This is a genomic window from Leptospiraceae bacterium, from assembly GCA_024233835.1.
Taxonomy (GTDB): domain Bacteria; phylum Spirochaetota; class Leptospiria; order Leptospirales; family Leptospiraceae; genus JACKPC01.
Genome location: JACKPC010000001.1, coordinates 1,975,127 through 1,999,722, shown reverse-complemented (window position 1 = coordinate 1,999,722; position 24,596 = coordinate 1,975,127). Strand labels below are relative to the sequence as shown.

Here is a 24,596-nt window from a genome sequence, read left to right as displayed (position 1 = left end):
ACAGCTAATAAAAAAAGTAGCTGCCTAAAAGTTGTAAGTTTGAAATTGTAAAAAAGAATTATATGATAGTTCTGGGCGGCCTGAAGGTTTCTTTCTTGATTTCCTCAGAAACAAAATACTGTTTATGCTTATAGATATACAAAGTTTCCGATTGAATTACAAAAAAAGAAGTAAGCGTTTGAATAGGTGCAAACTGTTTAAGTAGAATAAGATATTCTCGCTTTTCCTTTTTGCAGGAACAGGTATGAACTTCTCCCTGCTTTGCAGTATGGCAATTCTTGAATTTCTTAGGTTCCGAAAAAGTTCCGGCTCGAATACCGCCGGGAATCTTTTGTACAGAATGCTTTTCCCCCGGAGAAGAATGGTTACAACGACATACAAGAGAACTTTCCAGGTGAAAAGCCATTAAGGAATCTATAGTAATAAAAGAATAAGCTAATAATATAAAAGACAGGAAAGCTGAAAGGATAAGTTTTGTTCTTTGTAAAAATACCATCAGATAATCCTGCTGCTACCAACTTTCTAAAAGCGCTTTTTTTGTCTATTAAGGTTTTTGAAAAAAAATTCTCTTTTGATTTATGATATAGAACAATTTTTTAGAATTCAAAAAGACCTTGAAAATTAAATTTAGGCTTTCAGATTGGGATATTGAACCATTTCAAGGAAGGAAAAATGTCAATAGTAAAACAAATCATGAAGACCGGTGTATTTTCCGAGCAGGCCTCAAATACTGTTTTTGCTGCCTGTAAGAAAATGACAGAGAATAAAACCGGCTCAATAATGGTGGAAGAGGCCGGAAAAATTGTAGGAATTTTTACTGAAAGAGATGTTCTAAACCGTGTAATTTCGGAAGGCAAGGACCCTTCAGCGACAAAATTATCCGATGTTATGACTAAAGATCCCATTTCTATTCAGGAAGGTGCTTCAGTAGGTGAGTGCGTAAATTTAATCAAAGAAAAAGGTTTCCGTCATGTTCTGGTAAAAGATTCTACCGGCAAAGCAAGCGGGATTCTCTCAACAAGAGACTTTCTTCAGTTCATTACTGACAGATTAGATCGCCTCGTGGATGATGCAATTTATAAGAAGTTTATGGAAGAAGGAATCGACCCTTACGATACCGGAAGTTACACATAATACTTTTTAAGCCTGTATACAATAACTTAAACCACGAGTCCATCGTGGTTTAATCCATATTTTTATTCCATTTTTTTTCTACTTTATAATAAATCTTCTGAAAAGGAGAGAATATAATCCTTAGTATATTAGATATGTCAGAAGGATTATACGGTTCAGATAATCCGTATTGGAGCGGTTCTTTTTCTTTTGGAATATATAAGGTTCCATTCAAATAGTCCCAGAAGGCAAACATACTCCCCATATTTTTATTATAATGCTTTTCCTCTTTGCTATGATGAATCTGATGTTGAGCAGGACTCAAGAGAATATAACTCAACCATTCCGGAAAGGGTAGCCAGGTCTGTGTATGCCGCAAATTACTGTACAGATGAAAAACAAATAATCCTACATTTGCATTCAAAAGTGTAAACATAGAAATAGAAGGAACTAAAAACAGGAAAACTCCACTTACAATTCCCGTTGTAATTCCGCTGAAAGAACTCAGAAGCATATTCTCGATAGGATGTACCCTATATACTGTAAACGGATTCAAAGACTCTGCTGAATGATGAAACACATGAAATTCCCAGAGCCATTCATATCGATGAAGCAGGCTGTGCATATAATACCTCGCAAAATCGTAGGCGAGAAGATAAATCACAGTATACAATATCTTAACTCCTAAAGTCTCCGGGTATTTACTATGAATGAAATGAGAAGCATCCAGAAGCTTATAGGTAAATACAGTCACGGCTAATCCGGAAATAATAAAGTTAGAAAAAATAATTTTATGTAAAATAGTAAGAATGTAATAGTACCAGTAATCTACTTTTGAGGAAGCAGAAAACCAGTGCTTAAAGTCCAGGCAATCAAAGAATAGATGAGATAAAGAAAACTTATCTTTCTTCAAGTGTAAATAAAGGGTATAGAATAAACCAATAAGTAGAGTGCTAATAAGATAAAAATAATTAAACCTACCATTCGTTTTAAAAAAATTAAGAAAGGGAATGGTTAGTACTTCCCATATCCATGTAAAAGATAAATTTTCAGTCACACAACAATTAACTCCTTCATTGTAATTAATTTTCTCAAAAATAAATGGCATCAATTCCCAGCTTATATCCGCCGGATTTAGGATTCTTGTCTTTTATGATTAGTTTTAAAATATTTCTACCTTTTCTAATATTTATATTATCAAATATTTCTAACTTTCTCTTGACCTCAGTCGAATACAAATCCATGTTTTCTAATATTCTGAGTTCATTCCAATACACATCGATCCTGGAAAAATCAGGAGCTGTACTGAAAGCTATACGAATGGATTCTTTTGCATCCTCCTTTCGCTCTATCAAAAATTCTATACTCGAACCCGGCTTACCGGAAGCAAAAATTTGATCTGAAAATTCCCAGGTATCTCCGAAAGACTGCATAAACTGACGGGTAAAGTAAAGGTCCTTGGAATTGCTAACATCCTTCAACTCCAGGTCCATCATCTTATCATTTTTCTCTGTTGCTGTTTGTTGATTTTTATATTTGACTTCATAGATCCAGCGAGTAGGAGAAAGTGAGAACTTTTCAAAATAAAAATGGTTATCTTTCGTAATTTCTTTAATAATCGGAAGATAAGGATTATTTAATACAGGTAAAAAGAATGCTTTCTTCCTTTTCACAGAGTTTTTGATTTCATTCACGACTGAGTCGGAGTTTAAGCCCCAGTTTTGAATCCCCCAGGAATTCATTAATAAGACTTGAATATCCCTACGTTTTTGATAATACTTCTGGTAATAATCTGCAAGCGGGTAATAGGTTCTCGAATCATCTTCAAGGATAACCGAGCCTTTCGGAAGCTTCTCAAAGACCAGTTTGCAATACTCTTCTACTTCAGTAAAATCTCTCTTGTAAGGAAGAATGATATACTTTGCCTGATCATACAAGTTTTTCGAATAATCATTATTATAACGAAAATGCCAGATTGTACCCGGTTTCTGAGAAGAAATATGCACCCATTTGTAAAAATAAAGACCGCTTAATAAGCTAAATAAGATAAGAGTATATATTCCAAATCGATATCGAATAAACTTTTCCTCAATGTATATTAACGCAAAGCTCGCATAAAAACACAGGAGGATATAAGACTGGAGTAAAAATGCAAATTTATCCCAGGTTCCATAAAAAGCAAAGAAAAAAGAATTTAAGAAAAAATGAATTAAACCCGCTGCATAAGCCATTCGGTAATCTTTCTTTTTGAAATACACAATAAGCCCAAATGGAACAAGAAATAAGAAAAGATTAGGAAATTGAAAGAGATACAAAAGAATAAATTCATATATAGCAACTGCAAGACTTTGACTAAAAAAGACCCCTCCGAAGGCTCCCATAAAAGCATTCTTCAACACAAGAAAAAATGCTTTCCGTTCGATTACATCTTTAAAAAATATCAAAAGATAGGGTAAAAGTCCTATCATAAAACCTAAGAGACAATTTAGAAAAAAACGAAACTTTTCCTTTTTTTGAAATAAGTAGTAAAGAAATATAAATCCAATTCCGGGCCCTATAAAAGCCATCTGTACATGATTCAAAATTCCGAGTCCAAAAAGAGAAAATAAAATATATAGATACCTATCTTTCCTGGTTTTTTCTAATAATACATAAAATAAAAGAGAAAGAGAAGTTATAAAAGAACTAATATTATAATTTTCTACTATAGTACTATGCCAGAAAAAAGAATAAGAGAAAGCAAGACTAAGAGTAGAAAGAAGCGAAATAAACAGCCTTCCATGCAAAAAATACAGAGAAAGAAAAAAAACCATAAGACTTAGAGAAGCAAAGAAGGTAGAAAGGAGATTTGCCCGATACGCCAGCTCTCCAAAAGGAAGCATTAAAAAAATCTTACCCATCAAAATAGTAAAAGGATGAGTATTGACTTCCGAATTAATTACCGTTCTTTGAATATTATCGATAAGAATCGCTGTATCCCCAAAACCGATTCCCGGACAAAGAAAATAGAGGTAGAATAAAAAAGAGGATAGACCGAGAATAAGACTGATTATTTTTACCTTTTCATGTTTCTGTATTACGTTCATATCTACGACCTATCTAATATACCTTTCATATCTTCCGGTTCCGGGGATTCCAATAATATGGCTCCTTTTGTAAACGGATGAACAAAAGAAAGCTTATGAGCATGTAATGCCTGACGTTTCCCCGGGCAAAGTTCAGATATCCAGTCTTCTTTAAAAATATCCTCTCCTTTCTGGATAAACTCCAAAAAAACTTGTTCACTCTTTCCATAAATTTTATCTCCATAAACAGGAAAACCGATAGAATGAAGACTAGCCCTTATCTGGTGTAAGCGTCCGGTTTTAGGAAAAGCTAAAACTTTTGAAATTCCTTTTCCATACCCTATTTTTTGAAAGAATGTTTCAGAAAAAACTCCCTCTTCGCTTATTTCAGAAAAGGTTTGTTTCTTCCGTATTTTCGATTGAGTATCCGTTTGCAAATAACCACGAGCTAAATACTCATCCGGGAAATCTCCATGAACATACACGATATAGGTTTTTTCCACCTTTCTATCGCCGAATAAGGAACTAAATTTATGTGTATATTCTTTTTGTTTGGCAAAGAGCACCAATCCCGAAGTTTCCCTATCTAAACGATTTATAATATACAGAGATTCCTTGCCCGCCTTTTTCAGTACCGTAAGCAGATTATGTTCCTGATATCTACCTGCCGGGTGTACGGGTAAGTTTCCGGACTTTTCAACCGCAAAGAAAAATTCATCTTCAAATAGAATATGAAAATTTTGATCAACTTCCGGTTCATAAAAGTCTTCAGTAAAAAAGGATAAAGAATCGCCTGCTTGAAGAAGATAAGAAGGATCTGCATATTCTCCGGATACAAGAATTCGATTTAAAGAGATTTTTTCTTCCCAGACTTCCTTTGTATAATAGGTAAATCTTCCGGCCAGATATTCATTAAGCTGTTTTCCGGCTTCTTCGGGTTTTATATGGGTTTTGAATACAGGAACCCCATTTATTGTTTCTTTCATTACTGAACTTACTCAGAATTTTTAGATTCCTGATTCATTGAGTCGATAGCCTGCTTATTTAAGAATATTTCTATATTCTTAAGATCTTCTCCTGTCTTCGGATGAAACTGACAACCTATACGAAACTCCTTTTCCATAGGAAGTAGGTTCCGAACTACCCCACGAAGTGTGTCTTTCTCAGCTTCGCTATAGACCAGATCAAAAACTATGGGCTCACCATTTTGAAATAGTTTATTGTATGACTTGGTGGGAGGATGCAAAAAACTTAAACCCTCTTTACTTAAGTCATACAAACTACAAATTTCCTTTGATTCGTGAACTACACCGGAATTTACAATCTCTCTTTTGATGCTATTCACAATTAGATTTACATGTGAGAAATCATCTTTTGTCATAACTTCAGAATGGTGAACTAAAACATAACCCACAGTACAGTAGTAACGGTAGATAAGAGGAATACAAATCTCTGATTGAATAGACTCTTCAAGTTTATTGGTTTTCAACATATCCCGGTAATCTTTATACGGAATAAAATCCTCACCCATTATCTGGGGATTACCTATATTCGGAATAAATATAGGCTTATCGTAATTCATTAATAGACGCAATCTTGAATCAGGGCGTTCCTGGATGATAATAGAAGCTCTTGTATAACGACTCTGTAGTGCCGGCATGTGAGAACGAATAATGCCTGTCATTTTCGTTGAGTTATCCGTAAGATAATGGCTCACATCATTTTGCTTTATAATATTCGTAACAAAGAGACCAAAGTTTTCATTGGCCACATATATCCGTTTAGATTTTCTCTGGGCTTTTTTGATATGCAGGTTTACGGGCTGTAGTATCTCGTATCCTTTATTTTCTCCGATCTTAAGAAATAAAAATAAATAAAGATTCCCTTCGTTCGTAATCGTAATAATCCGCTTATCACCTACCAATTCTACTGATTTTGGAGTTCGAACTACCAGACCCTTGTCAGTATTCATAACTACTTTAATATAAAGTGGCTTACCATCTACCACCAGATATACGGGAAAAACAAAGAATAGAGTATCTATGATTTTATTAATGCTTTCTATATCTTTAATTACCGTATCCATCGACTCTTCCCGTTTTGTTAAATAACATCTCTCTTCTAATTTCCGAAGGTCTTTTCGCCCCCGCCATGGTCATACTTTCTATAAATTCTCGCTTATACTGTTGGTATAATAAACGTACTCCGGCTTCACCTCCACCCACTGCATAGATGGCAACCGGACGACCCAATAAAACCTGGTTTGCACCTAAAGCCAGCATCTTAAAAACATCCATTCCACTTCGAACCCCACCATCCACCAGTATCGGAAAATGTTCTCCAAGAGCTTCCCGGATATAGGGTAAGACCCTCGCGGTTCCCGGCATATCATCCAGAACCCTGCCTCCATGGTTCGAAACTACGATAGCATCCGCTCCGGCCTCAAAGGCAAGCTTTGCATCTTCCGTTGACATAACTCCTTTTACAATAAAAGGAAGTTTTGTCAATTTTCTTATTTCGGAGAGCTCTTTTACCGTTCTCATGGTAGTGGCCTGGGCTTTTGCCTGCATAGTTTTAAATTTCACAGCGTCAATGTCCATACCCAGAGCCAGGGCCTGGACTTCCTCTGCCATTTGAAACCTTTCCTTTAAAAGGCCTGCATCCGAACGAGGTTTGCAAATAAGAACTCCCCTACCGGATACCTGTTTTAAAGCGTCTATCATGGTATAAACCTTATCCGGAGAAGCTCCATCTCCCAACCAGGCAAGGGTTCCGGAAGTTAGACTGGCTTTCAGAACGGTTAAAGAATACTCATACTCATCCATAGCGCCATTCATATTGGTTACTGCCCCGGTCATAGGAGCGGCCATTAAAGGAAAACTCAGTTTTTGAGATAAAAAGCTGCTTTCCGCTTCAGGTTCAATATTTTCTCGTATATACCTTGCCTGAATAGAATATTCCCGCAAAGCTTTTATATTATCCTGAAAACTGAGCATCTGTCCCAGAGCTCCCATTCCCGGCACTCCCGAAGCACAGTCTGTACCATCACAGATCTTACATACCCAGCAGGTTTCTTTCCCAAAACGTCTCCTGGCATTTTTCGCAATCAGCTTTTCATCAATAGAGAACAGGGGATCGGAAACAAACTCTATCGTTTCTCTAACCAGCTTTAGTGCCTTTTCAGCTTCTTCCAAAGTATCAGCGGTAATAATGACATGCCCGCTCTTCTCGATATTATTACTGGGAGCTTTAATGATATCTCCCGGCTGATTGTGAATGAAGATTTCATTGACAAGAGGGAGCTTTTTGGCTTCTTCCACTCCTCGAATCGAGAGGAGTTTTCCCGGCTCTGCGAACAGGGCTCTTTCAATAGAAACCTTATGATGCCCGGGCTTTAATTCTCCCGGATCTTCTCCGAGTGCAATTTGAATTACAGCACGGTTTAAATCAACTCCAGTGGATAGAGGATAGGTATAAGCCGACATGAAACCTCCCGACAGCCTTGCCGCAATTTCTCCAACCTTTACTCCATCCGGAGTAACTTTAATATCTCCCTTACCGGCTCCGAGAGTAATTCCCAGGGCTTTCATGCCTCTTTTCATTACATCTTCTACTTCAGCAAGGATTCCCGGAGAAAGGGCTGAGGGCATCGTATGTCCGATTTCAATAAAATAAGGTTCTTTTTCTATAATCCTATCGGCAACTCCGGTTATCTGAATCCGTCCATTATAAGAAATAGCATCCACCGAAAGTTCCGGTCCGGGCATATACTCTTCTAAAATCATTTCCCCGGATGGACTATATTGTTTGGCATGTTTAAAAGCAGCCTGTAATTCTTCTCTATCATTGACCTTAATCACTCCCCTCGCTCCCATGTTGTCAGCCGGCTTAATCACAAGCGGAAAGGCAAGATAAGAAAGAGCATCTCTCGCATCCTGAATACTCCAGACAGAAGCAAAACCGGGAATTGGTACTCCGAATTTCTTTAAGCGTTCCCGCATTTTTACTTTATTGGTGGCCGCCTCTGCATCCACATAGCGAATGCCGGGTAATCCTAATGCACTTGCTACAGCTGCCACTGTCATGCTCGCGTCGGTTCCGGCGGTGACCACTCCATGAACCGGGTGTTTCTCTGCAAAACGCTTACTTTCTCGCACCATACCCTCGATATCTTTGGTACTCATAATAATCGACCTGTGTGCCAGCTTCATTCCGGGTGCTTCTTCATTCATATCCGCTACAACCGTGAATAAATTCATAGATAAAGCTGTACGAATTATAGGAACCTGCAGGAGTCCTCCTCCTACTATTAAGATCGTTTTTTCTTTCATATTTATACGTTTAAAACTGTGTGGGACCTTTCTTTTTCTGAAATAGAGAGAATACTACCTTTTACAATTAAACCTCCGAATAAAAGATAATCCCCTTCTTCCGGATAAAAAACAGCAGACTGTCCGGGTGTTACACTGGCAACCGGTTCGGGTAAATCTACACTTATATTTCCATTTTCCTGCATCTCGACTTCACAAATAACCGGAGAATGTCTGTAGCGAACTTGAACCCGGCAACGAAGCTTTTCCCCCGGTTTTAGAAGAAGAGCCTGAAAGCTAAGGTTTTCCACCTGAAAAGAAGAACAAAATCGCTCGTCTTCGGCTCCAAGAATTACGGTACCATCATCTTCTATAGCTAAAACATAAAGGGGATATTTCCAGGAAATACCCAGTCCCTTTCTCTGTCCGATTGTAAACCTCTCCTTTCCCTTATGCTTTCCAATAATTTCCCCGGTAGGAAGCTTAAAAAAACCGGCTGTGAAAGAAACTCCTTTCTTTTCTAAAAAAGTCCGGTAATCATTTTCCGGAATAAAACAAATTTCCTGAGACTCCGGCTTATCAGCCACCGGCAAACCAAAACGTCTGGCCTGTTCTCTGACTTCGGCCTTATCCATTTCGCTGAGAGGAAAAAGAGTATTGGCGAGATTTTCCTGGCTGAGTCCATATAAATAATAAGCCTGATTTTTTTTCATGTACTTCGCGTTGGCAATCGCATAACGACCATTATCGAGCTGAACAATCTTAGCATAATGGCCGGTAGCAATTTTTTCTATCCCAAGGGCTTTTGCTTTTTCAAACAAGGCACCAAATTTCACAAAGGTATTACATTCCACACAGGGGTTGGGAGTCCTTCCGTCTTTATAATCATCAATAAAACGTTGAATGACTTTTTCTCCAAATATTTTTTCCATCCGGACTACATAAAATGGTATGTTAAAACTCAGGCCTACGTCCCTTGCATCTCGTATATCTTCGGGTGAACAACAGGACTTTTTACCTCCGGTATCGCAGGCAGGTGCTTCGTATTCCCAGGTTCGTAAATTGACTCCTATTACCTCATAGCCCTGCTCCAAAAGAAGGCCGCAGGCCACAGAACTATCGACACCTCCGCTCATTGCAACGATTATCTTTTCTTTTTCCATTCTAATCAAATAAAAACATAAAAGCTTTGTTCTTTCTTTTCAGGTATATCTTCCTTTCCCCGTAATCAATAACAATCCGGTGTTTTCTTATATAGTTATACCCGATAATACCATCCGCTTCCTGCCCTTCAAAAAAGTTTTTTAATAATTCATTCGATCCGCTTAAGACTTCAAGGTGGCTATCACAGTAAGTTCTCCCACCCAAACAAAAATTTCTAATTAAATAAGATTCCGTTTCTTTAATCTCTCCACTCAGATCAAAGTATTTATGTCGATTTAAAACTTCTCTCTTTTCTCCATTTAAAAATTTTTTATGAATATAAGTCAAACCTGCACCTGTATCAAATATTAATCGGAGTTTTTTCTCTTCTTTTTCCTTCCAAAAACAATCGAGAAGAATATGGTTTTCAACTTCACGATAAGAAAAGACCTTATATTCATTGGAAATTAGTTTTTTCTTTTTTCTGAGATATACCCTATCCGGAAAATCCAGAACTAACTGAAAAGCTGAAAGAACATCATTACCAATAACACCATCAAATAAACTCGTTTCCGGTAATTTGGTTAAAAAAGCATATCCACTATAAATGCTTTCGTTTTCCGGAGTTCGCAGGTTTATAAATATTTTTTCATAAGTCCCCTCCGATTCCTTTGTAAACGTCTTTACTTTGAGCTGAAAAGGAATCGTTTTTGCGTCCAGAAACTTGTGTTGATTGAGAATGGTTACATTAGAACCCGTATCCAGAATTAATCTCAGTCGATTTTTTTTCTTTTCTGCCGTTTCCACCTCGACTTCTACCAGAGCCTGTTCCTTATCGGATAGGATTTCCAGTTGAATCTCATTCTTATCCATTTCCTGCTTCTTAAAGAAAGATGCAGTACTGGAACAGGAATAAAAGAATAAGAAAAAGAAACTGAGGGTTCCTTTTAAAACTCCCATCGCAGTTCTATTTTTCTTCAGATTCCTTGAAGAAAAAGCTCAGCCATCTTTTTCTTCAAGGAGTTTCATTCGAGTCTGGTTCCGGCCTCCATGCTTGGCTTCATACAGGGCTTTATCGGCCCTCTCTATTAATTCCTTATTATTCTTATCATTCAAATGAAACTCTGTTACCCCCACACTGATAGTTACCTTCAGTTCCTCTCCTGTGTTCGGATTAATTACCCTGTGAGATTCAATAGACTTACGAATTTTCTCTCCCATTTCAAAACCTTCCTCCGCACCGGAACCCGGCATCACCACACAAAATTCTTCTCCACCATACCTGGCGGCAATATCCTGTTTGCGAGATGATTCCATCAGCTTTTTCGCCACCTCTATAAGAACCACATCACCGGCCTGGTGACCGTAAGTATCATTAAAAACTTTAAACTTATCTACATCAGTAAATAAAAGAGCTAATTTATTGTTCTTTTTTCTACAGCGATCCATTTCTTCTCTAAGTTTAGACTGAAAATAGTGATGAATTTTCAACTGGGTCATCATATCTACCGTTGCTAATTCATAAAGTCTGGAGTTTTCCACTGCCACACCGGCCAGTCCGGCAAGAATGGTTAGAAAATCTTTTTCATCTTCCAGGAAATCATTCAGGGTAATCTTTTCTCCGAGGAGCAGAAGACCGTTTACCTTTCCTTTGGCAGTTAAAGGGGTAACCAATTCTCCTCCCATAGACTTTAATACCTTTAATTCTGGACCGCGTAAGGCATCCACTTTTTCCAGATTTGTCAGAGTTACAGCCCTGGGCTTTTCTTCAAAGAACTGTATAAGGGGAGATTCCACAGATATCCTACTTTCCAGTTCCTTTTCCGAAATATCAAAACCCTTATAAGAACCATCTAACTTAAAATAGTTTGCGTCTACATCGGGAGGCAGAAAAATGGCAGAGTTTAAAGTTTGTAGCTGTGCCAGGCAAATATTTAAAATGGCATCTATCAGGTAGTTATAATCCAGTGTAGAGTTAAGTGCTTTACTAATCTCTAATAACTGCCTTTGATCATAAATTTTTTTTTCGTAGTGTTCGATTACCAGGGAAGCTTCGTCTTTACTTATCAATGTTTTATACCTGATTGAAATAAACTTTTTGTAGTATATAGAAGATAGCGAAATGCCTGCAATTAATATTTAATAAAAAAAGAAAATAAATAAATACATTTTTTAATTGACTAAAACACGTATCCATGAAGAATGGTAATCACGACGCGCGGTAGAGCAGTTGGTAGCTCGTTGGGCTCATAACCCAAAGGTCGCAGGTTCAAATCCTGTCCGCGCCACCACTCTTTTTCTAATCAGTAATCAAATCTTCCATCGAAATTCTTCTTTCTATTTTATTGGCTTAAAAAAGCCTGACTTCAAAGAACATGCAAAATATTGAAACCACAAACCAGTGGGTGCTGGCTGTGTCCATTTTCAGTTCGGCTTTCCTCGGCAGTACTCATTGTCTGGGTATGTGCGGGCCTATTACTTTAATCATGAATCGGAGTTATATCGAGCATTTTTTTTATCATACGGGAAGACTCATCTCCTATATTTTACTCGGCCTTATTGCCGGTTTCTTCGGCCAATTTCTTTTTATAGGATTCTCCAAATCATTAATTGCCACATTGACACCGATTAGTTTAGGACTGGTTTTTATTTACCTGGCCTACAATATTTTACAGCAGAAAAAATTTCATATAGATTTACCTTTTCTTAAAGGTCTTTTACAAAAACAAATGAAAGAAGAGAAATCTCATTATAATTCTTTTTTGATCGGCCTTCTCTCCTTTTCCCTACCCTGTGGCTGGTTATACGGATATGTTATAGGAGCGGCCACAACTAATAATCCGCTCTCAGGTGCTGTTTTTATGTTTATGTTCTGGCTGGGTACGGTTCCTATCCTCATTTTTAGCCCGGTTCTCATTCGAAAGATTATAGAACCTTTTCAAAAGAAATTTCCCTCTCTTGCCGGATGGATTTTATTACTTACCGGAATATTCTTAATTCTAAATAGTCTCTATAGGATTTCATGATGAAAGCTCTAATCACCATTTTTTCTGTTATAATTCTTTTTTTTGCCGGCTTCATTTTTTATAAAGCGAATCAATTCACAACAAGTTCAAAAGATTCTACGATGATCCTAATTCCAACAGATTCCTGTGCAATAGATAAGGGTACCTGTATATTCTCACATTCTGAAATAGGAAATTTAGAATTTTCAATTGAACCCCTTCCCATTAAAATTAATACAGAGTTCGAACTAAGTTTAAAAACTTCTCGTCCGGGAATAGATGAGGTTCGAGTGGATTTTCTGGGTGTAGATATGGACATGGGTTTTAACAGACCGGAACTTTTAAAAACCGCTGAGAATCTTTTCCGGGGGAAAGGTAGTCTTCCTGCCTGTACAGTTGACAGGATGAAATGGCAGGCCACGGTCCTCCTAAAAAAACAGGGAAAGACTTATGGAGCACAATTTTATTTTAGCACGGTAACAAAATGAAGAAAATAATCCTCTTTTTAATATTAAGTAATTTAATCGCAGTAGCGGGTATTTTTTATTACAATTCCAAAAGTAATCTTCCATCTCCACAAAAACTGCGCCTTTCAACTCTTCCTGTAGGAGGAGATTTTGGTATTCATAATGGCAATATGAATTTTGATCTAAAGACTTACAGGGGAAAGTTGGTTCTATTGTATTTTGGTTATACCTTCTGTCCCGATATTTGCCCGACAACCTTATCTATTTTTTCTAAGGCTTTACAAAAACTGAAACCGGAAGAACTACAACAGATTCAAACCGTTTTCATCAGTGTTGACCCAAAGCGAGATACCGAAGAAAAACTTCAAAAATATGTTTCCTTTTTTCATAAGAGCCTTATAGCCCTTACAGATAAGCCGGAAAAGATTGCCGATATAGCCAAACAATATGGTGTCAGTTATCAAAAACATTTTGTTAAAGAAGGAGAACCTTTTTATACTATCGATCACAGTACCCAATCCTTTCTAATAGGAAAAGATGGTAAGATCGCAAAATTTATTCCGCATGGAATTTTACCTGAAAAGTTAGCAGAAGAAATTCGTTCTAACTTTTAATCGAATTATAAATTTAAGGAAAATCTAATGAAAAAAATAATAATTCTTTTACTTTTTCTGAGTCTTATAAACTGCAAAGAAAATAAGGAAATAGAAAAAGTAGAACCGGAAATTCAAAACCCCTATGTTCGTCTCATGCCTCCGGGTTCAGCTAATACCGGTGCGTTTATGGAAATTTCAAATCCTTCCAAACAGGATTTAAAATTAATTGGAGTCAGCTCCGATGTAGCAAATATGGTAGAAATCCATAACCACATATCGGAAGATGGAATGATGAAAATGAGAAAAGTAGAGTTTGTTCCTATCCCGGCCGGCGGAAAGGCAGTTTTAAAACCCGGAAGTTTTCATGTTATGCTTATGGGCTTAAAAAATGACCTGCAAGAAAAACAGGTCATTCAAATCGGTCTTGAGTTTAGTAACGGTTTAAAGAAAACCATACAAGCTGAAGTTAAAAAAATTGATATGGAACACCAGCACTCTCATCCATAAAACTTACTCAGGGAAGAGTAACCACAAGCTCGACCCTGCGATTACTGGCCCGGTTTTCCGGGCTGGTATTGGGGACTATAGGTCGATGTTCTCCGTAGCCTGCCGCTGAAAACTTGGATGGATTCAAATTGTTATTCTTCAGGATATAACGTAAAACCGAAAGGGCCCTTTCTGTAGATAACTGCCAGTTATCACGAATTCTCGAAGTACGCATAGGAATATCATCCGTATGTCCTTCGATAAAAATCAGGTTATTCGGATATTTTGCCAGTATCGTTATGATTTTATCAAGAATAGGTTTTACATCATTTTTTAATACAACAGAACCGGGGGCAAAGGATATTCTATCATCCAGATTAATATAAAGCCGATTCATAGTTTTTCTAAGCCGAATGGTTTTTGCTTCAATTTCCTTTTTCAGCTCTTTTTCCAACTCTTTGAACTGGTTGGTTAACTTTTCCAGCTCTTCCTTTTGCATTCCGCTAAGCTTACGAAGTTCCTCCAGCTCGGCTTCAAGACTTTTTATCTTCTCTTTGCAAGTTTTATATTTGTCTACACATTTCTTTTTAAATGCCAGGGTCTTTTCTTTCAGGTTTGTATAGGCAAGCCTTGCTTTTTCAATTTCTTTCAAATAGGCTTCATTACTGGATTTGTCCTGTAACAATAAATTTCTTTCTGTTTTCCAGGTTTCTTTTTCTTCTTTAAAGCTTGATTCCAGTAGAGTATATTTGTCCTGAATCTCTTTTAGAAGTCTCTCATACTCCGTTTTTTCTTTTTCCCAATCTTCTTTTTCCAAGCGATGTGTTTCTTTTAAAGATTTAATCTCGCCTTGCTTATCACCTATATAATCCTTAAACGTGCCGGTAACCTGCTTTTTATTCTCCTCAACCGCCTGGTATTCTTTTTTCCAATAAAACCAGTCCGCAAACAAAGGCAAACTTGTAAATAACATACAAAATAAGCTTATCAGAAGCTTCATATTATACCCCTCACTCTTTTTTAAAAGGCATGAGCCTATAAAAACAATAGGTTTTAAGGAAGAGTACTGTCAGCAAAAAAATTGTATCATATTCAGGTTTTAAAAAAACTCTTTCAAACTCAAGGATATGTAGAAGAATAAAAGTATCGACAATATCTATGCGATAAAAATAATAATCCCGTATGTTCTCAAAACTTAAACAATTCTTTTATCGAAACCATATAGAAAACCTCACGATATACATTGTAATTGTAACAGCCTTTATCAGCGGCTATTGCTATATATACAGGCCTGATCTCGGCCTTCTTAACTCATCCATTCTTCAAACAGGTCAATGGCAGCACCTCTTCGTCTATCCATTTAGAATAGAGTCCAGTTTTTTGGGCAATCCCTGGCTCGGGCTTTTCTTCTATCTTTATATCTACGCTTTCTTAGGAAATATTATCGAAGGAGATCTGGGTGCAGGCAATTACAATTTGTTTATTATCATTGGCTTTTTAAGCTGTATTCTGGGTGCCTTTGCTTCTTTATTTGTTCCTCTGGGTATTACTTCTAACTACATTTATCTTTCTGTTTTTTTAGCTGTAGCTTACCGTTTTCCACAAATTGAAATCTATCTCTTTTTTCTAATACCTGTAAAGCTAAAATGGTTAGGAATTTTAAGTCTCGCTCTTCTTCTTTTAAATACGACTATGACTATGTATGCCTATCATAGTGCTTATCCACTACTGGGTGTCCTTTTAGGTTTATCGAATGTTTTAATTTTTTATGGCTATGACATCTGGAAAGATGTACAACTAATATATCACAGGCAAAAAAATGCGAGACCTTACATTAGCCCGAGCATACACCGCTGTACCGTATGCGGAAAAACGGAAAAAGACGATCCATTAATGGAATTTCGATACTGTGTAGATTGTTCCGATCATGAATACTGCCTGACTCATCTAAAAGACCATAAGCATATCAAAGATTAGGTTCTCCTTTTTTATTCAGGATAAACTCGTAAATTTTCTCAGCGAGTTTATCCCCTATTCCCGGAACTTTTTTTAAATCCTCAAGACTTGCATTCTCCAATCCCTCTTTCCCGGCAAAAAACTTTAATAAGGCTTTTCTCCTTTTTTCTCCTATATCAGGCAAAGTCTCAATCATAGAACTCATAGTAGATTTATCCCTTCGTTTTCTATGATAAGTAACTCCGAAACGGTGTGCTTCATCTCTTAACTGACGTAACAACCGCATCGATGCTGAGTTTATATCAAAAGAATACGGTTCTTTTATACCGGGAATATATATTTCTTCTCGCTTTTTCGCAAGACCGATCATCGGCAAATTATCCAGACCGAGAGCAATCGCAGCTTCACAGGCCCGATTTAGCTGTGTTAAACCTCCATCAATTACAATTAAATCAGGAAGACTTTCTTCTTCATTTAAAAGTTTTTGTAAGCGCCTCGCAATCACTTCATGTATCATGCCAGGATCGTTAATTTCCGTATAAGCTTTGATTTTATAATGCCTGTAACCGGGTTTGTAGGGTTTTCCATCTACAAACATAACTCCGCTTCCTACCGGTTCCGCTCCCTGAAAATGACTGATATCATAGCATTCGATAATGGAAGGAACTTTGAAGAGTTTAAGGTTTTCCTGTAATTCTTTCAAAGCTTTCGATTGGTCTTTTAATTTCGTGGCCAGGATTCTTTCTGTAAGATTCATCTCAGCATTTTTCTCAGCCAGTTTTAAGAGGCTTTTTTTATCACCGGCAGTCGGAAATAAAAGCCTTGGCTTTTTCCCCAATAACTTCCCTAAATAATTTAATAAAGGTTCTACATCATTCTTGATAAGTATCGGAAGAATGATTCTTTCCGGATAAGTCTGAGCCTGTAAATAGTACTGCTCCAAAAAGGAAACCAAAATCTCTCTTGCACTGGCATGGTTCAAACCGTTTAAAGCAAAGGTTTTCTTATCCTCAAAAATGCCACTTCGTATTTCAAATATAACAATCTGCCCTTCATCATCTTTTCTGGCATAGGCAACAATATCTTCATTTCCTCCACCCGGATTTATCACAGTTTGTTTTTGACGAATTCTTCGGATATTATCTAAACTATCCCGAATTAGAGCTGCCTTTTCAAACTCCATTTTCTCTGAGTAAAGCATCATTTGAACTTCCAACTCTTTTTCTAATACATCTTTTTTTCCTTCTAAAAAATGGACAACCTGTTCAACTACCTTAGAATATTCTTCTTGACTAATATTTTTTTGACAGGGACCGAGACAACGTTTTATATGAAAGTTCAAGCAAGGACGTAAGACTTTTTCCTGAGGCAGTTTAATGTTTGTTTTTCTAAGAGGGAAGGTTTTTTGAATCAACTTCAAAACATCCCGACTGGCTTTTCCATCACTAAAAGGACCAAAGTATCTTTTTCCGTCATGCTTAACTTTCCTGACTGTATAAACTCGCGGAAACATTTCATCTATAGATATACAAATATAGGGATAACGCTTATCATCTTTTAGTCTGACATTAAACCTGGGACTATATTTTTTAATAAGGGTTGCTTCTAAGATGAGGGCCTCTTCCTCGTTATTGGTAATAACCCAATCCAGATCGTATATTTCCTCCTGCAGGGCCTTGGTTTTTGCATCACTTTGCCTGGGGTTCAAATAGGAACGAACCCGTTCAGAAAGTTTTAGAGCTTTTCCAACATAGATAACTTCATTCTCCTTATTTTTCCAGAGATAACAACCCGGACTATGAGATAAGTTTTTTAACTTTTCTCGAATAAGTCTTATATGTTCGGCTTCTAAATTTATCATTCCCAGCTATTATAAATTACAGATCCTTCCTTTTCTTTTTTTACAACTCGAATAAAGGTATGAATATCATTTTGCATTTCTTCCACATGTGAGATAATCCCTACAATTTTGCCTTCTTTCCAAAGAGAACGTAGCGTTTCAAATACTACAGATAAAGATTGCTTATCCAGAGAACCAAATCCTTCGTCAATAAAAAAGAATCTACCACTGTCTCCATATAAACTTCTTAAATGCTCAGAGAGTGCCAGTGCCAGACACAGAGATGCCTGGAAAAACTGTCCGCCGGAAAGAGTTTTTACACTCCTGAGTTTTCCTCCATTTAAAAAATCACGAACTAAAAATTCATTATTTTCATTCAGTTCTAATTTTAAACATTGTCCGCTTAGACGGTAAAAGCGTGTATTTGCAATTTCACATATATTTCGCAAATACAGACCGGAAACATAATTCACAAAACCTTTTCCAATAAATAGGCTTCTTAATTCTAAAAGATCGATTTCTCTTACTTCCAACTTCTTCTTCAATAAAGTTAACTCTTCTATTTTAGATAGGTTTTCTTTTAGATTACGTTCTTCCTGTTTCATTCTACCCAGTTCAGTCCGCAGTTGATTCAAACTTTCTTTTAGTTCTATAAGTTTTGTCTCTTTTAGCAAATATAGTTCTCCGGAATAAGAAGAGAAATCATATTCATTCGTGATTTCCTGTATTCTATGTTCTAATTTAGATTTACTTTCTTTATACTTCTTTAGCTTTTCTTCTTCTGACTCAATAGAGATTATCGAAGACAGTATCTCTTTTACCCTCGTAATTATATAACTTGATTTTTCTAACTCTATCTGCAAAGTTTTATATGACTCGTTGATTAACTCCGCCTGTTCCAGCCTTTGAGACTCTTTTTGTTGAAAGATACCTTCTTTACGCAGCAAGGAAGAGTTAATAGAATGCAAAGCTTCAGTCGTAGCCTGGTAATCTTTCTCCAAATTATCTTTTTCATCTTCTAATTGTCTTTTTTTATAAACTAAATCTTCAATAGTTTTTTCAGCCACTCTATCCAGCTTCAAATATTGAAATGTCTTCTCCAACTCATTTATGTTAGAATAAATGCTACGCAATTCTGCTTTCAGAAGTATAACCTCTTCTTTTTTATCTCTAATTTCTTTTCGATCTTCTTCCAGGCTTTCTATCAAAGTTTCTAACTGCTTTTCTTCTGCTTCAATTTCATTTCTAAGATTTCTCTCTTTCTGAATGCTTCTATCAAACTGATCCTTACCGAAATCCTTAAATATTTCCCATTGAAAAAGTTTTTTATGTTCTTCTAATTTTTTAGAACTTAGCTTATACTCCCCTTCCTTTGCTTTTATTTCCTTCTCCAATTCTCTCTTTTCTTCCCAAAACGATAAAGCCTTAGTTTCTGCACTCTTAAGTAAATCTTGTTTTTCTTTTATACTGAATTGCTCTTCTTTTAATATTTCAAGTTTTTCTTCTATCTCCTTTTTTTCAAGGTTAATAGGGGAAGGATGATCTAAAGAACCACAAACCGGGCAGGCTTTTCCATCTTCGAGTGTATGAACCAGGTTTTTTAACTCTTTTTGAAGTTCCAATTCTGCTATTTCAGTTTCACAAGCTTGTAATTTATTTTTTAATAAATTCTCTTCTTTCGTTATATATTCCTGTAGAGTATTCAAAGCTATTGCTTTTTCTAATATATCAGGTTTACCTATAGAATATAAAACCTCTTGAAACTTTTGCTCCAACCTGTCTTTCTTAGATTTAAAGTTCTTCAAAGCTCCCTCTTCATTCTGGGAACTCATTTCTAACTGCACATTCTGTAAAAACCAATCTTTTGCTGTATATAAAACGTCTAAATCAGTAAGGCTTTCTTTTTTCTTGTTTATCAGCTCTATAAGATTTTTTTTACGTTCCTCTTCTTTAATAAGTTTTTCTTCTATTGTTTTATAAGATAAATCTAAATTAGAAAGTATACTTTCTCTCTTCTGGATTTCCTTTTGTTTCTCTCGAATACTAATATAGATATCGATTTCCTGGATTTTCAGAAAATATTCTTGCTTATGACTATATTTGTCTCGTAATTTCTGATATTTTTCTTCTACCTCAGTATGTTTACTTTGTTCAAGCTCTATTTCTTTTTGTAGATTTCCGATTTCCGAAGAAAGCTTCTTCTGGGAATTCTCTTTTTCAAATAAATTATCCAGATAAGGCTTAAATTTCTTTTCACATTCCACATATTGCTTTAAAGCATTCTCGCGTTCTTCCATTTCCTCGGCCTGAAAAAGAAGCTTCTGCAAGTCCTCCTGTAAAAGTTCTAACTTCTCTTTCTGTTCTTTAAGAATTTTCAAGTTCTGATATTCTATCTCTTTTTTCTTATATACTCCTTCCGAATGCTGTATACTTTCTTCTGTTTCTATTATTTCTTTTTCTAAAAGCTTCGGATCCTTAGAACTGTTCTCTTGCAGGGAATCTAGTTGCCCTTCAATTCGAACTTTTTCCTCTTTATTTTTTCCCAGGATAAGAGATAAATTATCCAAAAGGTCAAATCGCTGTAATCCAAATAGATCTCGTAGCATTTCGGTTCTGTCAGCGCTACCGAGTTGTAAAAATTCTTGAAATTTTCCCTGAGGAATAATAACCGTTCTTCTAAAATTTTGATATGAAATCTTTAAAACATCTTTAATGGAACCTTCTAAGGGTCGCCAATCTTTCTCGGAAGGATTTACCTTTTCACTAATATAATAAGATGTTTTTAAAGAGTTTACTCGAGCGGGATCTTTTTTAGAACGTTTTGTGTAAACATAAGCTCTGTAAAGTTTACCCTCATCTCCGGCTATAAATTGGAAATCAATTTCGAGTTCTTTCGAGTTTAAATTCATCAGATTAAAATTGCGATTATCTGCCTTATTTAAACGTTCGATTTCTCCAAAAAGTGCCAGGGTCATTGCTTCTAAAATACTGGATTTTCCACTTCCTACATCTCCGAATATTCCAAAAAGTGAATTTTCGCTTAACTTCGAAAAAGAAACTTTTGCCTCTTTTTCATAAGAATATAGTCCCTTAAACCTTAAAAATACAGGAATCATTCTTCTTTACCTGCTAAAATTTCATTAAACAAAACCAGCAATTCATCTGAAGGTGAATTTCCCTTTTTAAACTTATAATAATCTTTAAATAGTTCCTTTATATCTTTTTGAATATTCACCTCTTCTATAACTTCTTTTTCTTCCTGCAACAATTCCGGAATAATCGCTACAATTTTTTGGTGAGAACCATATAATCTCTGCAAACTTTCTCCGCTTAAATAGGTTTCAGAGATAATTTTTAATTCTACATAAACCTCCGGATGTCTTTGTAAGAATAAAACAGCTTCATCCACAGATTGAAATGTTTCTCTTCGAATCTCATGACCGGAATGAATCGCCCTTTTTTGAAGTTTTGCTTTTTTTGCCGGTTCAAGCTCTACTATCACAACATATTTTTTCTGCCCGGCTTCACTCAAACTATAGGCCAGAGGACTTCCGGAATATACTACCGGATAAGGTTTTGTTATGACATTTTGATATTTATGTAAATGACCTAAAGCCACATATTGAATCTTCGATGAAGGTAGATTTTTTGTATACAGATTATGAGCCCCTCCCACGCTGATAATAGGCTTTTCACTTTCTGTTTCTTCTAAAACTTTTCCTTTCTTTACAAGAAAAAGGTGAGCCATGAGAATGTTTACCCCTTCTTCATCTGCATGTGCATCTACATTTTCTTTCCACTTCTGTTCCATGAACTTCCTCAGTTCATCTTCCTTATTTGATACTCCGAGGAATTTACGTAACCTTTCCTCGTTCGCATAAGGGGTAGAAAAAATACGTAAAGGATACTTATACTCAGGTAATTTTAATTCTAAAAAACCGGCTGATGATCGTTTAAGGCTTAAACCACTTTCCAGTACAAAAGGTTCTATGGAACTATCAGGATATCCTAAAAGAATTATCCCACATTCTCTTGCTAAAGGTTCAGGGGCTTCAATTCGTTCCGGAGAATCATGATTACCGGCTATGGCAATAAGGGGGCAGCCTCCTTCCCGACTCAATTTCTTAGAATACTTATAGAACAATTCAAGAGCCTTAGAGGAAGGATTAAAAGTATCAAAAATATCCCCGGCCAAAAGAATTGCATCTACATTTTCTTTCTCACAAAGTTCACAGATTTCCTTTAGAAACTCTTCCTGCTCTTCAAGGCGACTGTAAGATTCCAAATTTTTACCAATATGCCAGTCTGATGTATGGAGGATTTTCAAGTTTTTATCTCTTTTAAAAATAAGTTAGGGAAGTTTCCTGTAGTTCTAAAAAACTTTTTTGTAAAGTCTCTACTGCAATATAGGCTTCTTCATAATCATATTGCTTTTCTTCAAGACAAACTGCCGGCATAAGGCCTCTGGTAGAGCTACTAATATAGATAAATTTAGCATCCAACAATTCATCCATACGATATTTACCTTCTTCTATTTGTATACCCAGAGTTTTTGCTGCCTGGATAATCATTTTTCGAGTTACTCCATCGAGGATAGCACAGTCCAGAGAGGGTGTTTTTAAGACTCCTTCCTTTGAGATAAAAAAAAGATTACAAAAAGAACCTTCCGATAAAAACTCATCTGAATTCACTAATAAGGCTTCGTCATAACCTCTCTCTTTTGCTTCCCGAAAACTCAGTACAGAAGGATAATTTGCTGTATATTTTACAAAAGGAGGCAGTACTGTCTTTGTCGGTTTTTTATATTTTGAGATACAGAGCCGAATTTGATTCGCTTCATTTAAAAGAGGATGAAGGGATAAAAGCTCAGTAGGTTTTACAACTTCTGTCCAGGGTAAAGTGGTACCGCTCGAAAAAGTGAAGCGAAGTCTCCCTTTTTGAAACTGGTTTTCATGTATAAGTCGTTTCATTCGATCTTTTAACAACTGCGAAAACCCTTCCTTAAGATTTATTTTTAAAAAATCGCAGGCCTGTAAAAATCGGGAAATATGCTCTTCGAAAAATGCAACCTTCCCATGAAGAACATAAAATGTTTCATATATAGCATATCCATAAAGAAAGCCGGAATCCATGACCGACAGAAAGGCTTCTTCGGAATCTATTAAGCTAGCATTTAAGTCAACTTTCATTTGGCTGATAATTTATAAAGAATTTTCCTTTGAAATCGATTCCAATCATAATTTTCTTCGAGATCCTCTAACTCTTCTTTAGCTCCAAATTCCATAAATTCTAATATATCAATTTTGCCCATTCCATTTATTTGCGAAATATCTTCTAAAGCCCGATTCATTTTTAGACAATCCTTATCTGTAAGGGAAAGTTTATCTTTTATTTTTAATTCAAATTCATTTAATTTAATCAACAATATATCTCCTTGTATTTTTGTTCCGCATACCTGTCTGTCATCCCGGCAATATAATCACAGACCACCCGATATTCACCATCCTCTTGAATTCGATTTAAATAGGACTCCGGAACCTTTTGTAAGTTTTTAAGAAAATACTGAAATAGTTTTTCAATGATTTCTTTTCCTCGGTTTGAATTCTCTTCTACTTTGGGATGATGATATAAGTTTTCATGCAGGAATTTCTTTAACTCCCTGGTTTTTTTATACATATCTTCCGAATAAGCAATAATCCTTTCATTTCGAAATTTACCTTCAGAAAGCTCTGAAAAATGTTTTAAGTTCAATCTTTCGATTTCAGAAGCGGTATGTTGAACCAGGTCAAGAATCATCTCATTCATGAGTCTTCGAATCACATGTCGCCGTAGTAATTTAGCATCTGCATTTCTATATAAGAATATACTATTTTCGTAATACTCTTGCCAGATAGATACTACAGATAAATCTTTAACACTGATGTAGCCCTTCTCCAAACCATCTTCTATATCATGACAGTTATAGGTAATTTCATCGGATACATCTGCCACTCTTGCTTCTAAAGAAGCCCCATAAGCTTTACGAAGTTCTCCGATTTGGGAAGGTCTATAATCGCCACCATGTTTCATAATTCCCATCAGGGTAATCAGACAGAGGTTTAAACCGGGGTGCTCGATATATCGATTTTCCAGTTCTCTCAGGACCCGCAAAGACTGCTTATTATGCTCAAAACCACCTTTTTCTTCCATTAGTTCAGAAAGCTTATCCTGACCGGCATGTCCGAAAGGAGAATGTCCGATATCATGACAAAGAGCAATAACTTCAGCTAAGAGAGAATTCAAACCGAGAGCAGTAGCCACTGTCCGGGAAACTCCGGCCACTTCGAGGGTATGTGTCAGTCTTGTGCGAAAGTGATCTCCTTCCGAATTAATAAACACCTGGGTTTTATACTCCAGACGCTTAAAGGCCTGAGAATGAAATAATCGATCCCGGTCTCTTTGCAAGGGAAGGCGAAAAGGATGCAAAGTCTCCGGGTATTCTCTTTCCGTGTGCTCAGAATTTTTAACCGCGTAAGAAAAAAGCTTACTATCCTCTTCTTTTAACAGCTCTTCGATACGTTTTATCATTGCTTTATTATACGAAAGAAGCATTTTTTGTTTAAAATGCAAAGCCAA

At 36.3% G+C, this 24,596-nt stretch carries 22 protein-coding genes and 1 tRNA gene; 7 read left to right on the top strand and 16 right to left on the bottom strand.

The features are described 5' to 3' along the window. Window positions 1-58 precede the first annotated feature (58 nt). The gene (locus H7A25_09050) at window positions 59-496 is read right to left on the bottom strand and encodes a hypothetical protein (protein ID MCP5500037.1); all 438 of its coding nucleotides are present in this window, start codon (window positions 494-496) and stop codon (window positions 59-61) included. Between the two features lie 176 nt (window positions 497-672). Between H7A25_09050 and H7A25_09045 the strand changes: the two genes are divergently transcribed. Then, window positions 673-1,134 (top strand): CBS domain-containing protein, encoded by a 462-nt coding sequence (locus tag H7A25_09045; GenBank protein ID MCP5500036.1) that lies wholly within the window; start codon window positions 673-675, stop codon window positions 1,132-1,134. 49 nt (window positions 1,135-1,183) lie between these two features. Here the strand turns inward: H7A25_09045 and H7A25_09040 are convergent, their stop codons facing one another. Genes H7A25_09040 through H7A25_09005 form a run of 8 tightly spaced genes read right to left on the bottom strand, consistent with a single transcriptional unit; the run spans window position 1,184 to window position 11,701 of the window. After that, window positions 1,184-2,170, bottom strand: a complete 987-nt coding sequence (locus H7A25_09040) for a sterol desaturase family protein (protein ID MCP5500035.1) — start codon at window positions 2,168-2,170, stop codon at window positions 1,184-1,186. Between the two features lie 34 nt (window positions 2,171-2,204). Then, a complete protein-coding gene (locus tag H7A25_09035) occupies window positions 2,205-4,199 on the bottom strand; it encodes a DUF2723 domain-containing protein (GenBank protein MCP5500034.1) in 1,995 nt (664 codons plus the stop codon). Window positions 4,200-4,201: 2 nt separating this feature from the next. Continuing rightward, window positions 4,202-5,164, bottom strand: a complete 963-nt coding sequence (locus tag H7A25_09030) for an RluA family pseudouridine synthase (protein MCP5500033.1) — start codon at window positions 5,162-5,164, stop codon at window positions 4,202-4,204. An 8-nt stretch (window positions 5,165-5,172) separates the two neighbouring features. Further along, entirely contained in the window at window positions 5,173-6,264 is a 1,092-nt protein-coding gene (locus H7A25_09025; protein MCP5500032.1) for a PilZ domain-containing protein, read from the bottom strand. Next, window positions 6,248-8,509, bottom strand: a complete 2,262-nt coding sequence (locus tag H7A25_09020) for an alpha-hydroxy-acid oxidizing protein (protein MCP5500031.1) — start codon at window positions 8,507-8,509, stop codon at window positions 6,248-6,250. The genes H7A25_09025 and H7A25_09020 overlap by 17 nt, the downstream gene beginning before the upstream one ends. 2 nt (window positions 8,510-8,511) lie before the next feature. Next, a complete protein-coding gene (gene mnmA, locus H7A25_09015; GenBank protein ID MCP5500030.1) occupies window positions 8,512-9,651 on the bottom strand; it encodes a tRNA 2-thiouridine(34) synthase MnmA in 1,140 nt (379 codons plus the stop codon). Window position 9,652: 1 nt separating this feature from the next. Further along, window positions 9,653-10,591: a hypothetical protein gene (locus H7A25_09010; GenBank protein ID MCP5500029.1), complete on the bottom strand. Its 939-nt coding sequence runs from the start codon at window positions 10,589-10,591 to the stop codon at window positions 9,653-9,655. A 39-nt stretch (window positions 10,592-10,630) separates the two neighbouring features. Beyond that, the gene (locus H7A25_09005) at window positions 10,631-11,701 is read right to left on the bottom strand and encodes a sensor domain-containing diguanylate cyclase (protein MCP5500028.1); all 1,071 of its coding nucleotides are present in this window, start codon (window positions 11,699-11,701) and stop codon (window positions 10,631-10,633) included. 145 nt (window positions 11,702-11,846) lie between these two features. Here H7A25_09005 and H7A25_09000 point away from each other — a divergent pair. From H7A25_09000 to H7A25_08980, 5 genes are all read left to right on the top strand, one after another. Further along, window positions 11,847-11,922: transfer RNA gene (locus H7A25_09000), tRNA-Met, on the top strand. An 84-nt stretch (window positions 11,923-12,006) separates the two neighbouring features. Beyond that, window positions 12,007-12,657 (top strand): sulfite exporter TauE/SafE family protein, encoded by a 651-nt coding sequence (locus tag H7A25_08995; GenBank protein ID MCP5500027.1) that lies wholly within the window; start codon window positions 12,007-12,009, stop codon window positions 12,655-12,657. Continuing rightward, window positions 12,657-13,124, top strand: a complete 468-nt coding sequence (locus tag H7A25_08990) for a hypothetical protein (GenBank protein MCP5500026.1) — start codon at window positions 12,657-12,659, stop codon at window positions 13,122-13,124. Before H7A25_08995 ends, H7A25_08990 begins: the two co-directional genes overlap by 1 nt. Continuing rightward, window positions 13,121-13,717: an SCO family protein gene (locus H7A25_08985; protein ID MCP5500025.1), complete on the top strand. Its 597-nt coding sequence runs from the start codon at window positions 13,121-13,123 to the stop codon at window positions 13,715-13,717. The genes H7A25_08990 and H7A25_08985 overlap by 4 nt, the downstream gene beginning before the upstream one ends. Before the next feature lie 27 nt (window positions 13,718-13,744). After that, a complete protein-coding gene (locus H7A25_08980; GenBank protein ID MCP5500024.1) occupies window positions 13,745-14,206 on the top strand; it encodes a copper chaperone PCu(A)C in 462 nt (153 codons plus the stop codon). Window positions 14,207-14,213: 7 nt separating this feature from the next. On the opposite strand, the gene H7A25_08975 is transcribed toward H7A25_08980, so the two are convergent. Beyond that, entirely contained in the window at window positions 14,214-15,185 is a 972-nt protein-coding gene (locus H7A25_08975) for an OmpA family protein (GenBank protein MCP5500023.1), read from the bottom strand. 182 nt (window positions 15,186-15,367) lie between these two features. Between H7A25_08975 and H7A25_08970 the strand changes: the two genes are divergently transcribed. After that, window positions 15,368-16,162: a hypothetical protein gene (locus H7A25_08970; GenBank protein MCP5500022.1), complete on the top strand. Its 795-nt coding sequence runs from the start codon at window positions 15,368-15,370 to the stop codon at window positions 16,160-16,162. On the opposite strand, the gene uvrC is transcribed toward H7A25_08970, so the two are convergent. From uvrC to H7A25_08940, 6 genes are read right to left on the bottom strand one after another with little or no spacing between them, the layout of a single operon-like run. After that, window positions 16,152-18,002: an excinuclease ABC subunit UvrC gene (gene uvrC / locus H7A25_08965; protein MCP5500021.1), complete on the bottom strand. Its 1,851-nt coding sequence runs from the start codon at window positions 18,000-18,002 to the stop codon at window positions 16,152-16,154. The two genes, H7A25_08970 and uvrC, sit on opposite strands and share 11 nt — an antisense overlap. Beyond that, window positions 17,999-21,097, bottom strand: coding sequence for an SMC family ATPase (locus H7A25_08960; protein MCP5500020.1), 3,099 nt, complete (start codon window positions 21,095-21,097; stop codon window positions 17,999-18,001). Before H7A25_08960 ends, uvrC begins: the two co-directional genes overlap by 4 nt. Next, window positions 21,094-22,308, bottom strand: a complete 1,215-nt coding sequence (sbcD, locus tag H7A25_08955; GenBank protein MCP5500019.1) for an exonuclease subunit SbcD — start codon at window positions 22,306-22,308, stop codon at window positions 21,094-21,096. The genes H7A25_08960 and sbcD overlap by 4 nt, the downstream gene beginning before the upstream one ends. Before the next feature lie 13 nt (window positions 22,309-22,321). Continuing rightward, window positions 22,322-23,170: an aminotransferase class IV gene (locus H7A25_08950; protein ID MCP5500018.1), complete on the bottom strand. Its 849-nt coding sequence runs from the start codon at window positions 23,168-23,170 to the stop codon at window positions 22,322-22,324. Then, on the bottom strand, window positions 23,167-23,406 hold the full coding sequence (locus H7A25_08945) for a hypothetical protein (protein MCP5500017.1): 240 nt from the start codon (window positions 23,404-23,406) through the stop codon (window positions 23,167-23,169). Before H7A25_08945 ends, H7A25_08950 begins: the two co-directional genes overlap by 4 nt. Beyond that, a complete protein-coding gene (locus tag H7A25_08940) occupies window positions 23,400-24,548 on the bottom strand; it encodes a deoxyguanosinetriphosphate triphosphohydrolase (GenBank protein MCP5500016.1) in 1,149 nt (382 codons plus the stop codon). Before H7A25_08940 ends, H7A25_08945 begins: the two co-directional genes overlap by 7 nt. Window positions 24,549-24,596: the final 48 nt, after the last annotated feature.

Bases quoted from the DNA above. Each gene is read 5' to 3' on its own strand.
- H7A25_08995 (MCP5500027.1), top strand. From the start codon at position 12,007: ATGCAAAATATTGAAACCACAAACCAGTGGGTGCTGGCTGTGTCCATT.
- H7A25_08970 (MCP5500022.1), top strand. From the start codon at position 15,368: ATGTTCTCAAAACTTAAACAATTCTTTTATCGAAACCATATAGAAAAC.
- H7A25_09025 (MCP5500032.1), bottom strand. From the start codon at position 6,264: ATGGATACGGTAATTAAAGATATAGAAAGCATTAATAAAATCATAGAT.
- H7A25_09010 (MCP5500029.1), bottom strand. From the start codon at position 10,591: ATGGGAGTTTTAAAAGGAACCCTCAGTTTCTTTTTCTTATTCTTTTAT.
- H7A25_09050 (MCP5500037.1), bottom strand. From the start codon at position 496: ATGGTATTTTTACAAAGAACAAAACTTATCCTTTCAGCTTTCCTGTCT.
- H7A25_09020 (MCP5500031.1), bottom strand. From the start codon at position 8,509: ATGAAAGAAAAAACGATCTTAATAGTAGGAGGAGGACTCCTGCAGGTT.
- H7A25_09035 (MCP5500034.1), bottom strand. From the start codon at position 4,199: ATGAACGTAATACAGAAACATGAAAAGGTAAAAATAATCAGTCTTATT.
- H7A25_09045 (MCP5500036.1), top strand. From the start codon at position 673: ATGTCAATAGTAAAACAAATCATGAAGACCGGTGTATTTTCCGAGCAG.
- H7A25_08940 (MCP5500016.1), bottom strand. From the start codon at position 24,548: ATGATAAAACGTATCGAAGAGCTGTTAAAAGAAGAGGATAGTAAGCTT.
- H7A25_09030 (MCP5500033.1), bottom strand. From the start codon at position 5,164: ATGAAAGAAACAATAAATGGGGTTCCTGTATTCAAAACCCATATAAAA.
- H7A25_08960 (MCP5500020.1), bottom strand. From the start codon at position 21,097: ATGATTCCTGTATTTTTAAGGTTTAAGGGACTATATTCTTATGAAAAA.
- H7A25_08975 (MCP5500023.1), bottom strand. From the start codon at position 15,185: ATGAAGCTTCTGATAAGCTTATTTTGTATGTTATTTACAAGTTTGCCT.
- H7A25_08950 (MCP5500018.1), bottom strand. From the start codon at position 23,170: ATGAAAGTTGACTTAAATGCTAGCTTAATAGATTCCGAAGAAGCCTTT.
- H7A25_08990 (MCP5500026.1), top strand. From the start codon at position 12,657: ATGAAAGCTCTAATCACCATTTTTTCTGTTATAATTCTTTTTTTTGCC.
- H7A25_08980 (MCP5500024.1), top strand. From the start codon at position 13,745: ATGAAAAAAATAATAATTCTTTTACTTTTTCTGAGTCTTATAAACTGC.
- mnmA (MCP5500030.1), bottom strand. From the start codon at position 9,651: ATGGAAAAAGAAAAGATAATCGTTGCAATGAGCGGAGGTGTCGATAGT.
- uvrC (MCP5500021.1), bottom strand. From the start codon at position 18,002: ATGATAAATTTAGAAGCCGAACATATAAGACTTATTCGAGAAAAGTTA.
- H7A25_08985 (MCP5500025.1), top strand. From the start codon at position 13,121: ATGAAGAAAATAATCCTCTTTTTAATATTAAGTAATTTAATCGCAGTA.